The following is an 11471-nucleotide window of genomic DNA, read 5'->3' as shown; positions in this document are numbered from 1 at the left end:
CCCCAACACCGTCAAGGTGTAGGACGTAGGCCAGACGCCACAGCCAGCGGCGGACAGGACTTACAAGCCTCGGCTTCAGCCCGAGGTAGTTGACACGAGACGTTCCCCCGAAGTACGCCGCAGAGCGGGAACGTCCCACCTCATCGAGGTGCCGGAGGGGCGGCAGTCGTCTTTGTCGACCCCTCTTACGGAGGTACCTCGCATGAACGTCGGTATCGGCCTGCCCATCGGCGACCCGCCCCTCCTGCTCGACTGGGCGCGGCGCGCCGACGCCGGTCCCTTCAGCACGCTCGGCCTGCTCGACCGGCTCGTCTACGACAACCCCGAACCTCTGGTCGCCCTGGCCGTCCTCGCGGGTGCCACGTCCCGCATCCGCATCCAGACCGAGGTGCTGCTCGCCCCGCTGCGTGAGAGCGCCCTGCTGGCCAAGCAGGCCGCCACCCTGGACCGGATGACCGGGGGCCGCCTCGTCCTCGGCCTGGGCATCGGCGGCCGGGACGACGACCACCAGGCCGCGGGCATCGACCTGCGCACCCGGGGCCGGCGCCTGGACGAGCAGATGGCGTTGATGTGCCGCCTGTGGTGGGGCGAGTCGTACGGCGACGGCGTCGGCCCCATCGGTCCGGCGCCCGCCCGGCCCGGCGGCCCGGAGGTGCTCTTCGGCGGCTTCCAGCCCGCCGCGCTCGAACGCGTCGCCCGCTGGGGCGACGGCTTCCTGGCCGCCGCCCCACCCTCATGGGCGGGCGGGCTCTTCGACACCGTGCGCACCTACTGGCGGGAGTACGGCCGCGAGGGCCGGCCCCGGCTCGTCGCGCAGATCAATGTCGCGCTCGGCCCCGAGGACGTACTCGACGACGCGCGCACCCGCATGCACGAGTACTACGCCTTCACGGGCACGGCCGACCGCATGGTCGCCGGGCTGCTCACCACACCCGCCGAGATCCGCGAAGCGATCGCCCGCTTCGCGGATCTCGGCGCCGACGAGGTGATGCTCTACTGTTACGGCCTCGACCCGGCGCAAGTGGACCGCCTGTCCGACGCCCTGTGACAGGCGTCAGCCGGCCAGGGACCCGACCCCGATCACGACGTGCGCGTACAGCTCCTCCGAGACCGCCAGTCGGGTGGTCAGGCCGGCGCGGGTGAAGGCGTCGACGGCCGACGGGGCCTGGTGCTCACTCGTCTCGATCAGCAGGCAGCCGCCGGGCGCGAGCCACCGGCCCGCCTCGGCGGCGACCCGGCACAGCACCTCGAGTCCGTCGGCGCCCCCGTCGAGGGCGACCAGCGGCTCGTGGTCGCGGGCCTCGGCCGGCAGCAGGCCGACCTCGGCGGTGGGGACGTAGGGCACGTTGGCGGCGAGGATGTCGACGCGGCCTCGCAGCTCGCCGGGGAGGGCCTCGAACAGGTCGCCCTCATGGACCCGGCCGCCGTGACCGGCGATGTTGCGGCGGGCGCAGCGCACCGCGGCCGGGTCGATGTCGGCGGCGTGCAGTTCGACCCGGCCGAGAGCGGCGGCGAGGGCGGCGCCCACCGCGCCCGAGCCGCAGCACAGGTCGACGACGACGGCCGCGTCCGGAGCCTGGGCGACGGCCTGGTCGACCAGGAACTCGGTGCGGCGGCGGGGCACGAAGACGCCGGGTTCGACGGCGATCCGCAGCCCCTTGAACTCGGCCCAGCCCAGGACGAGTTCAAGGGGCAGTCCGGCACGGCGGCGGTCCACCATGGCGGCGGCCTCGGCCGGGGTGCGGGCGGCGCCGAGGATCAGCTCCGCCTCGTCCTCGGCGAAGACGCAGCCCGCGGCACGCAGCGCGGCGACGACGGAGGGGCGGGAGGGGCTGGACGGCGAAGCGGGAGGAGAAGCGGGCATGAAGCCGAGAGCCTTTCGGAAGCCGAAGGGCGCTCTCACGGTCACCTAGAGCCGGTGATCCGCGCTGTCGTGAGGGGAGAGCACCCGACCTGACACAGCAGTAATGGGTCTCACCTCCTCGGCCTCGCAACGGCTGGGACCACCCGCAGCCGGACGGCCACCCTACCCGAAGGGTCGGACGCTCACCGCGTACGGTGGTCCGCGTACGCACCGATCACGCTCTACGGCGGGCCGCCGCACCGGCGGCCTGGAGGCACCACCCCCATGAACGTCACCCGAGGCTTCACCGGGCGCCCGCGCGTCGACAACCCGGGGCTGCCGCCCGGGCAGTACGACGCGGGCGACGACTGGCCCGTCCTGTCCGCCGAGGTCACACCCGACCTCACGCCCGCCGACTGGACCTTCCGCATCGACGGCCTCGTCGAAGAGCCGCTCACCTGGGACTGGGATGCGGCACACGCGCTGCCGGCGTCAGTGTACGAGGGCGACATCCACTGCGTGACCAGCTGGTCGAAGTTCGGGGTGCGGTTCGGGGGTGTGTCCCTGGACGCGTTCCTGGAGCGGGTGCGGCCCCTGCGGTCGGCCACCCACGCCGTGGCGTACGCGCACACCGGGTACACCACGAACCTCCCGCTCGCCGACCTCACCGGCTCACGTGCGTGGATCGCGTGGGAGTACGACGGCCGGCCGCTCATGCCCGAGCACGGCGGTCCGGCGCGGCTGCTCGTGCCGCACCTGTACTTCTGGAAGAGCGCCAAGTGGATCGCGGGCCTGCGGCTGCTCGACCATGACGAGCCCGGCTTCTGGGAGCAGAACGGTTACCACGCGCGCGGCAACCCCTGGGAGGAGCAGCGGTACTCCGGTGACTGAGATCTTCACTCCCCCGACCCGGTTCGCCGTCCCCGGGCGCATCGCCGTCGGCAACGGGACCGCGAACCGCTGGCAGACCGCCACGCTCACCGAGATCCGCCGCGAGACCCCGCGCGCCGCGACCTTCCGGTTCGCGGTGCCCGCCTGGGCGGGGCACCTGCCGGGCCAGCACCTGATGCTGCGGCTGACCGCCGCGGACGGCTACACGGCCCAGCGCCACTACTCGATCGCGTCCGCGCCGGACGACTCCGGACACATCGAGCTGACTTTGGACCATGTCGACGGCGGCGAGGTCTCCAGCTGGTTCCACACCGAGGCCCGGCCGGGCGACCGGGTCGAGGTGCGCGGCCCGCTGAGCGGCTTCTTCGCCTGGCCGGGCGACCGGGCGGCGCTGCTGATCGGCGCGGGATCCGGGGTCGTACCGCTGATGTCGATGGTGCGCCACCACCGGGCACGGGACCTGTCCGTGCCGCTGCGGCTGCTGGTGTCCGCGCGCGGTCCCGAGCAGCTCATCTACGCGGCGGAGTACGGCCCGGAGACGACGCCCGTGTTCACGCGGAGCGCCCCGCAGGGTCTGCCCGTGGGACGTCTGACGGCCGCCCATGTGGCGCCGCTCCTGGCCGAGCGGCCTCCCGGTGGGTGGGAGGCCTATGTGTGCGGTTCCAACGCCTTCGCCGAGCATGCGTCGCGTCTGCTCGTCGCGGCCGGCCAGCCGGTGGACCGTATCCGGATCGAACGCTTCGGCTGAGCCCCGGCGCTCCCCGGCTCGTCCCGCGCGGCGGCCGTTCGTCGTGAACGAAATCCCGTGGACGGGGTACGAGATCCATGTGGCACTCGCACGCATACGTGGCGGCCCGAGGGAGCGAGGGTACGGCTCCCGGGGCCTCCGGTGACGGCGAGGAGGCGGGCATGGGAACCCGAGTGCGCGGCTGGCGGTGGCGGCGCAATCCGCTGCGACGCCGGTCGGACGTCGTCGAGGCGTGGACGGCGCTGGCCGTCGCCGTCCTGCTGTTGCTGGGCGCTCCACTGGCCGGGGCGGTCGCGGCCTGGTGGGCCCACGACGAGGCACGGTCGACCGCGGTGGCCCAGCGGGCCGAACGCCGGCACGTCCGCGCCGAGGTCGTGGGCAGAGACCCCGACAGCCTGCCCGCCCTGCACGGCGGCCGGGAGTACACGTACCGGGCGACCGTGCGGTGGGCGGAGCCGGGCGACGGATCCCGGACCGCCACGGCGCAGGTCCCGGCGGGCACGCGGCCCGGCGAGCGGGTCGACGTGTGGTTCGACACGCGGGGCCGCAGTGTGCCGCCGCCACCGGACGACGCGACGATCTGGCAGCACACCTTCGCCATCGGCACCTGCGCCACGGCCGGCACGGTCGGCGTGGTGCTCCTCGGCCGTGCGGTCGTACGCCGGGTGGCGAACGGTCACCGGATGGCCGAGTGGGAGCGCGAGTGGGGCCGTACGGAACCGGAGTGGACCGGGCGGCGGGCCTGACCGGACGTTCATGAGTGCTCCGACCACCAGGCGGTCTGTCTCCCCTCCCCCGTCCATGCCCCGATCGAGGACGAGAAGATCTGGCGAGTGGTCCGACCACCCGCGTACGGTGTGATCATCAACGTCCTCTTCACCCAAGGCGGTCCTACATGGCGCTGTTCGACCTCCCCCTCGACGAACTCCGCGAGTACCACAGCTCCTCCACCGAGCCCGAGGACTTCGACGCCTTCTGGTCCAAGACCCTGCAGGAGGCGCGCGAGTACGACCTGGACGCCCGGTTCGAACCGGTCGACACGGGACTGTCGACGGTGACGGTGTACGACGTGACCTTCGCCGGATTCGGCGGGCACCCGGTGAAGGGGTGGCTGACGCTGCCCGCCGCGGCGGAGGAACCACTGCCGCTGGTCGTGGAGTTCATCGGCTACGGCGGCGGGCGCGGCCTGCCGCACGAGCACCTGCTGTGGGCGTCCACGGGCCGCGCGCACTTCGTGATGGACACCCGCGGCCAGGGCAGCGCCTGGGGCGGCGGTGGCGGCACCCCCGATCCGGTCGGCGGCGCGCCCGCGTACCCCGGCTTCATGACCCGCGGCATCGACGCGCCGGAGAACTACTACTACCGCCGGGTGTTCACGGACGCGGTGCGCGCCGTCGACGCGGCCCGCTCGCATCCGCTCACCGATGCGGCCCGGACCGTGGCGCTCGGCGCCAGCCAGGGCGGCGGCATCACCATCGCCGTCGGCGGTCTGGTCCCCGACCTGGTCGCGGTCGCGCCGGACGTGCCGTTCCTGTGCGACTACCCGCGGGCGGCGACGGTGACGGACCGTCACCCGTACCGCGAGATCGGCCTGTACCTCAAGACCCACCGCGGCCGCGGCGAGGACGCCCTGCGCACGCTCTCCTACTTCGACGGCGTGCATTTCGCCGCCCGCGGCCGGGCCCCCGCGCTGTTCTCGGCGGCGCTGGAGGACCAGACCTGCCCGCCGTCCACCGTCTTCGCCGCCTTCAACGCCTGGGCGCACGAGGACAAGGCGATCGAGGTGTACGAGTTCAACGACCACGAGGGCGGCGGCCCGTACCAGGAGGCCGCCAAGGTGCGCTGGCTGCGGTCGTACGCCTGAGCGGAACGCCACTTCCCTCCGGTCCGACCAGTCGGTACGTTCAGGGAGCCCGGACCGCAGGGCCGCGGACTGGGCTTCCGACGGACGACGGAGGGGCCATGCCCGAGCGCACGCCAGACATCCACGGTCACTGCGACACCCGCTTCGCCGCGGTGCGGACGGCGTTCGAGGAGAACTTCCGGGAGCGGGGCGAACTCGGCGCCGCGGTCGCCGTCGCGGTCGACGGCGTGACCGTGGTCGACCTGTGGGGCGGCTGGGCCGACGCGGCCCGCACCCGGGCCTGGGAACGCGACACGCTGGTCAACGTCTGGTCGACGTCCAAGGGCCCGGTGGCGCTGTGCGCGCACATCCTCGCCGACCGGGGCCTGCTCGACCTCGACGCCCCGGTGGCCGCGTACTGGCCGGAGTTCGCCGCGGCCGGCAAGGAGAAGATCCTCGTACGGCATCTGCTGTCGCACCGCGCCGGACTCTCCGGCCCGCGCGAGCCGCACACCTTCGCCGATCTGTGCGACTGGGAGGTGACGACGGGCCGGCTGGCGGCGATGGAGCCGTGGTGGGAACCGGGAACGCGGTCCGGGTACCACGCGCTGACGTACGGCCACCTGGTCGGCGAGGTCGTCCGGCGGGTGTCGGGGCTGCTGCCGGGCGCGTTCCTGGAGCGTGAGGTGACCGGGCCGCTCGGGCTCGACTTCACCGTCGGACTGCCGGAGAAGGAGGCCGTGCGGGCGGCGGAGCTGGTGCATCCGCGGGTCGCGCCGAGCAGCGAACAGACGGCGATCTTCAGCCAGTTGGCGCCCGCCGCGCTTGCCGCGCTGACCAATCCCGCGGTGGGCGCGGCCGAGGCCAACACGCCCGAGTGGCGGGCCGCCGAGATCCCCGCCGCCAACGGCCACGGCACCGCGCGGGCGGTCGCCGCCCTGTACGGGATCTTCTCGGGCCGGGGTGCGTACGACGGCCACCGCATCCTGTCTCCCGAGGCGGCCGAGCGGGTGCGCGAGGGGCAGGGCGCCTGCCGGGACCTGGTGCTGGGTGCCGGGTTCGACGGGGAGACGGAGGCCGGGCTGGGCCTGTGGCTGAGCGGGCCGCACGGCTCGTACGGGCCCAATCCGCGGGCCTTCGGGCACGACGGTTTCGGCGGGTCCTGCGGGCTGGCGGATCCGGAGGCGGGGGTGTCGCTGGGCTACGTGATGAACCGCATGGGGCCGCACATCGCGAACGACCCACGCAAGATGGCGCTGGTCGACGCCTTGTACAGCGCCCTGTGACAGCCGAGTGGACCCGTACTGTTTCGGTCGAACCGACGGACCGGCCTTCCCTGGTGGTTTAGACCAATGCTAGATCTGGTGGCGCAATGAGCCCGCACGGCTACGGCACGTCACCAACAGGAGGCGCGGCATGGCCCGCACCACTCCGCACGACCACCCGCAGACCGACGAACAGCCCCTGTACCGGCGGATCGCGACAGAGCTGCTCGGCGAGCTGCGGGACGGCACCGTCCCGCCCGGCGAACGACTGCCGGGCGAACGGCAGTTGGCGGTGCACTTCGGCGTCAGCAGGGAGACCGTCCGGCAGGCGCTGGAAGTGCTGCGCCGCGAGGGCCTGGTCGCCACCGACCGGCGGGGCAGCCATGCCACCCTGTCCGGCCCGCCGGTCGAGCACCCCACCTCGCTCACCTTCCCGGTAGGCGCCCGACGCACCGCCGACCCGCGCGCCGTCGACCGCGCCACCGTCACCTGGGAGACGCCCCCGCCCGAGCACGCCGAGGCGCTGGGGCTCGCCCTGCACCGGCCGACCCTGATGCACCGCTACGAGTCCACCGGCGCCGACGGCCGCGGCCTGCGCAGGGCCGTGACGTCCTTCTCGGCCGTGGCGCTGGCCGAGGTCGAGGAGCTGGCCCGGTATCGCGACCGCGCCGACGGCACCGCCTCGGCCCAGCTGCGCCGCGCCTACGACTGGATGCGCAGGGCCGGCCTCACCCTGCACCACCGCGACGCCATCACCCCGCTCGCGGACACCCCGTCGGTCCGGGTGACCCGGCTGGTGCACGACCAGTACGCCCGCCCGCTGGAGTTCACCGACCTCGTCGTCGACGCCCAACCGAACGCCTTGGTCTACGAGTTCACTCTTCCGGCGGCGGTCTGAGCCCAGACCCCCGGCCGGGCAGGTCCCGCCGTCACTCCAGCGGGGTCACCCCGGGGTGCGAGACCGACATGAAGATCACGGCCTGTCTCCGTAGGCTGGAGACCCTCTCAAGAGAGGCATTCTGCGCATGAGCACCCATAACGCTGAGCAGATCGACCGTGCCACAGGGAGTTCAACATGACCATGTTCACCACGTCCGACGGCACCGAGATCTTCTACAAGGACTGGGGCAGCGGCCGGCCCGTGGTGTTCAGCCACGGCTGGCCGCTCAACGCGGACGCCTGGGACGGGCAGGCCCGCCTCGTCGCCGACAACGGCTTCCGCGCGATCGCCCACGACCGCCGCGGCCACGGCCGCTCGGGGCAGCCCTGGCAGGGCAACCACATGGACCAGTACGCCGACGACCTGGCCGAGTTGATCGAGAAGCTCGACCTCAACGACGTGATCCTGGTCGGCCATTCGACCGGCGGCGGAGAAGTGACCCGCTACCTCGGGCGGCACGGCAGCGGGCGGGTCGCCAAGGCCGTGCTGCTGGGTGCCGTCCCGCCGCTGATGCTCAGGACGGACGCCAACCCGGAGGGTACGCCGCTGGAGGTCTTCGACGGGATCCGGGCCGGAGTCGAGGCGGATCGCTCGCAGTTCTACTGGGACCTGAGCGCGAGCTTCTACGGCTACAACCGGCCCGGCGCCACCGAGTCCGAGGGCATGCGCCGCGCGTTCTGGATGTGGAGCATGCAGGTCGGGCTCAAGGGCGCGTACGACTGCATCGAGCAGTTCTCGGCGACCGACTTCACCCAGGACCTGCAGAGCATCGACGTGCCGACGCTCGTCGCTCACGGCGACGACGACCAGATCGTGCCGATCGGCGCCGCCGCCCTGAAGACGGCCGAAATCGTCGAGGACGCCACCCTCAAGGTGTATCCGGGCGCCCCGCACGGCTTGGCCGGCGACTACGAGCGGACGTTCAACGCCGATCTGCTCGAGTTCATCCGGAGCTGAGCGCCTACCGGGGCCGTCCGGCCGCGACCATGCGGACGCGCGGACTGCCGTCGCTGCGCTGCCCGAACTCGGGCAGCGCTTGGAGATCCACCCGGAAACCGGCCCGGTCCAGCTCCCGCAGGACGTCACTGAACCGGACGGCCCGGTAGTACATGACGAAGGGCGGCCGCCACACGGCGTTGCGGACCCGCATCACCGCGTCGAAGCCCTCCAGCATCCAGTACGCGGTGGATCCCGGGCGGGGCGGGGCGACGACGGGGAACGCGAAGCATCCGCCCGGCCGCAGGACGGAGTGGACCTGCTCGAACAGCCCCGGCAGCTCACCCGGGAGGAAGTGCCCGAACGCGCCGAAGCTGACCACGAGGTCGAACGCGGGCCGGAACGGCAGGGCGCGGGCGTCGGCACGCACCCAGGAGACCCGCGGCCCGACGGCCCGGCCACGCTCCCGCGCGACGGCGAGCATGCCCGCGCTGAAGTCGACCCCCGTGACACTCCGCCGGCACACGCCCGTCAGCACATCCACGCCCGCGCCCGTGCCGCAGCACAGGTCGAGCCCGTCCTCGAACGGCCCGATCCGCCGCAACGCCGCCGCGGTGGCCTCCAGCACCGCGTCCGGTGTGCGGAAGGGTGTGTGGTCGAACTTCGGGGCGAGCAGGTCGTAGCCGCGCTCGACGGAGGACAGCGCCTGTACGGCGAGTTCGCGGAGGCTGGGACCTTCGGGGCTGAACATCAACGTCAGCTTAGTCACGCCTGGGCAGCAGGAACGGCGTCGCCGGCATCAGGAGCCCGGCGACGCCGGGGCCGGGCGCCGCGAAGGCGAGGCCGTACCGCCAGGGCGCGAACCCGAGCGGGACCAGCATGAGCACGGCGAGCAGCGGCCCGCTGATCCGGCTCTCGGTCGGGGCATTGAGACGTACGTCACAGCGGTAGTCGCGCATCGGGTGGTACGGTGCGGTGAGCACTTGTGTACGCCCCGATGTGGCGCCGGTGCAGTTTCCTTCCTCAGTTCGCCGAACCGCCCGCCGTAATCCCGGTCGGATCAGCGGCTTCTCAGCACCACCTCATCAGCAGACCTTGCGGTCCGTCGCCGAGGTGCTGTTCTCCGCCGCCCGGAGGCACGTATGTACGCCCTCCCCTGCGGCTCTCCCCTCCCTTGCTCCCGCATGCCTGTGTCCCAGGCCCTCCGTCCGTGAAAGGACCGACCACCATGACCGCCACTCTCGAACACCCTCCCCTCCAGCAGCAGGCCCAGGCCGTCACCGGTGTCGTCGACACCGACGCGGGCGGCAAGGCACACCTGCGCGCCGCGAACTGCCTTCCGACGTCCGCCGATCCGCAGGTCCCGGCCGCGCTGATCCGCCGGTACGGACTGCGCAAGGGCGACCTCGTCGAAGGCGTACGCGGCTCCCAGCGCACCCTGACCGAGGTCGCGCACGTGAACGGCCGCACGCCCGAAGAGGTCCGCGGTCGCCGTCACTTCCGTGACCTCACGCCCCTCCACCCACGCGAACGACTCCGCCTCGAACACCCGGCGTCCGGTCTCGCCGGACGCGTCGTCGACCTGCTCTCGCCCGTCGGCAAGGGGCAGCGCGGGCTCCTCGTGGCCCCGCCCAAGACCGGCAAGACCGTGCTGCTCCAGCAGATCGCGGCCGCCGTCGCCGGCAACCACCCCGAATGCCGGCTGATGGTGGTGCTGCTCGACGAACGCCCCGAGGAAGTCACGGACATGCGGCGCTCGGTGCGGGGCGAGGTGTACGCCTCGACCTTCGACCAGACGCCCAGGCAGCACATCGCGCTCGCCGAGCTGGTGATCGAGCGGGCCAAGCGGCTCGTCGAGGCCGGCGAGGACGTCGTGATCCTCCTCGACTCGCTGACCCGGCTGTGCCGGGCGCACAACAACGCGGCCGCCTCCGGTGGCCGCACCCTCAGCGGTGGCGTCGACGCGGCCGCCCTGCACGGCCCCAAGCGCTTCTTCGGTGCCGCACGCCTGGCCGAGGAGGGCGGATCGCTGACCATCCTCGCCACCGCCCTGATCGAGACCGGCTCCCGCGCCGACGACTACTTCTTCGAGGAGCTCAAGAGCACCGGCAACATGGAGCTCCGGCTGAGCCGCGAACCGGCCTCCCGCCGGGTCTTCCCGGCCGTCGACATCACGGGCTCCGGCACCCGCCGCGAGGAACTCCTCCTGTCCCCGCCCGAGTTGACCGCCGTACACGGGCTGCGGCGCGCCCTGCGCACCCGCGACGGCGAGGCGAGCCTGGAGACCCTGCTGGAGCGGATGCGCGCGACACCCGACAACGCGACGTTCCTGCGCCGGATCCAGCCGACGCTGCCCGCCCGCCGGGGAGACTGACGGCGGTTCACGCGCGTCCCTCCGGTGCGGCATCCGGGTGCACGCCTGCCGCATTCGGCCCTGACAGCGCGGCGTGGCCAGGACTTCGTTCCTACGTTGATCATATGAAGATCGGACTCTCTTCCAGGGTGGCCGTGCCGACCTGCGGTCTCTGCGTCGCCGGCATCCTGGCGCTCGCCCCCGTCGCGGCGGCCGCCCCGACAGAGCCGGACCCCGGTGCACCGGGCGGGCCACGGGGGACAGCCCCGGTGTCGACCCTGCTGTACCGCTCCGGCACGCAGGCGCGGCCGCGCCCCGGAGCACCGCAGGTCCCGGACGTCTCCGCCCTGTCGTGGCTGGTGGCCGACGCCGACACCGGCGAGGTGCTCGCCGCGCACGACGCCCACCGCAAACTGCCGCCCGCCAGCACCCTGAAGACCCTGTTCGCCCTCACGGTGCTGCCGTCGCTGCCCGGGGGGCTCCGGCACCGGGTCACGGACGAGGAGCTGTCGGGCGTCGGCTCGGGCAGCAGCCTGGTCGGGGTCGAGGAGGGGGGCGCGTACCGCGTCACCGACCTGTGGCGCGGGGTGTTCCTCAGCTCCGGCAACGACGCCGTGCGTGTCCTGGCCGAGCTCAACGGGGGCTGGCGCAC

The 11471-nt window shown here is 72.9% G+C and carries 12 protein-coding genes and 1 pseudogene; 10 read left to right on the top strand and 3 right to left on the bottom strand.

Translation table 11 applies throughout. From position 1 onward, the window contains the following. The first annotated feature begins 202 nt into the window (after positions 1 to 202). Positions 203 to 1048: an LLM class flavin-dependent oxidoreductase gene (locus ACTWQJ_RS35300; RefSeq protein ID WP_443310543.1), complete on the top strand. Its 846-nt coding sequence runs from the start codon at positions 203 to 205 to the stop codon at positions 1046 to 1048. Positions 1049 to 1054: 6 nt separating this feature from the next. On the opposite strand, the gene ACTWQJ_RS35295 is transcribed toward ACTWQJ_RS35300, so the two are convergent. Beyond that, the gene (locus ACTWQJ_RS35295; protein WP_443310542.1) at positions 1055 to 1864 is read right to left on the bottom strand and encodes a putative protein N(5)-glutamine methyltransferase; all 810 of its coding nucleotides are present in this window, start codon (positions 1862 to 1864) and stop codon (positions 1055 to 1057) included. Positions 1865 to 2128: 264 nt separating this feature from the next. Here ACTWQJ_RS35295 and ACTWQJ_RS35290 point away from each other — a divergent pair, with 264 nt between their 5' ends. From ACTWQJ_RS35290 to ACTWQJ_RS35260, 7 genes are all read left to right on the top strand, one after another. Continuing rightward, positions 2129 to 2734, top strand: coding sequence for a sulfite oxidase-like oxidoreductase (locus ACTWQJ_RS35290; protein ID WP_443310541.1), 606 nt, complete (start codon positions 2129 to 2131; stop codon positions 2732 to 2734). Beyond that, a complete protein-coding gene (locus ACTWQJ_RS35285) occupies positions 2727 to 3482 on the top strand; it encodes a ferredoxin reductase (RefSeq protein ID WP_443310540.1) in 756 nt (251 codons plus the stop codon). Before ACTWQJ_RS35290 ends, ACTWQJ_RS35285 begins: the two co-directional genes overlap by 8 nt. 161 nt (positions 3483 to 3643) lie before the next feature. Continuing rightward, the gene (locus tag ACTWQJ_RS35280) at positions 3644 to 4228 is read left to right on the top strand and encodes an Rv1733c family protein (protein ID WP_443310539.1); all 585 of its coding nucleotides are present in this window, start codon (positions 3644 to 3646) and stop codon (positions 4226 to 4228) included. A 149-nt stretch (positions 4229 to 4377) separates the two neighbouring features. After that, positions 4378 to 5346: an acetylxylan esterase gene (locus tag ACTWQJ_RS35275; protein WP_443310538.1), complete on the top strand. Its 969-nt coding sequence runs from the start codon at positions 4378 to 4380 to the stop codon at positions 5344 to 5346. A gap of 98 nt (positions 5347 to 5444) precedes the next feature. Further along, the gene (locus ACTWQJ_RS35270) at positions 5445 to 6611 is read left to right on the top strand and encodes a serine hydrolase domain-containing protein (RefSeq protein ID WP_443310537.1); all 1167 of its coding nucleotides are present in this window, start codon (positions 5445 to 5447) and stop codon (positions 6609 to 6611) included. Positions 6612 to 6741: 130 nt separating this feature from the next. Further along, the gene (locus tag ACTWQJ_RS35265) at positions 6742 to 7488 is read left to right on the top strand and encodes a GntR family transcriptional regulator (RefSeq protein WP_443310536.1); all 747 of its coding nucleotides are present in this window, start codon (positions 6742 to 6744) and stop codon (positions 7486 to 7488) included. A gap of 177 nt (positions 7489 to 7665) precedes the next feature. Next, positions 7666 to 8487 carry an alpha/beta fold hydrolase gene (locus tag ACTWQJ_RS35260; RefSeq protein WP_443310535.1) on the top strand — a complete coding sequence of 274 codons (822 nt, stop codon included), beginning with the start codon at positions 7666 to 7668 and terminating at the stop codon, positions 8485 to 8487. A 4-nt stretch (positions 8488 to 8491) separates the two neighbouring features. Here the strand turns inward: ACTWQJ_RS35260 and ACTWQJ_RS35255 are convergent, their stop codons facing one another. Next, positions 8492 to 9217, bottom strand: a complete 726-nt coding sequence (locus ACTWQJ_RS35255) for a class I SAM-dependent methyltransferase (protein WP_443310533.1) — start codon at positions 9215 to 9217, stop codon at positions 8492 to 8494. Positions 9218 to 9227: 10 nt separating this feature from the next. Further along, positions 9228 to 9449, bottom strand: a complete 222-nt coding sequence (locus ACTWQJ_RS35250) for a hypothetical protein (protein ID WP_443310544.1) — start codon at positions 9447 to 9449, stop codon at positions 9228 to 9230. A gap of 245 nt (positions 9450 to 9694) precedes the next feature. Here ACTWQJ_RS35250 and rho point away from each other — a divergent pair, with 245 nt between their 5' ends. Both rho and ACTWQJ_RS35240 read left to right on the top strand, forming a co-directional pair. Beyond that, complete coding sequence (rho, locus tag ACTWQJ_RS35245) at positions 9695 to 10840, top strand: transcription termination factor Rho (protein ID WP_443310532.1); 1146 nt, start codon at positions 9695 to 9697, stop codon at positions 10838 to 10840. Between the two features lie 104 nt (positions 10841 to 10944). Next, a pseudogene (locus ACTWQJ_RS35240) lies at positions 10945 to 11471 on the top strand (D-alanyl-D-alanine carboxypeptidase); the annotation flags it as partial.

Source organism: Streptomyces sp. KR55 (assembly GCF_052245645.1).
Lineage (GTDB): Bacteria > Actinomycetota > Actinomycetes > Streptomycetales > Streptomycetaceae > Streptomyces > Streptomyces flavusporus.
Note: the sequence above shows the minus strand (reverse complement) of the source record. Positions and strands in the feature narration are given on the sequence as shown.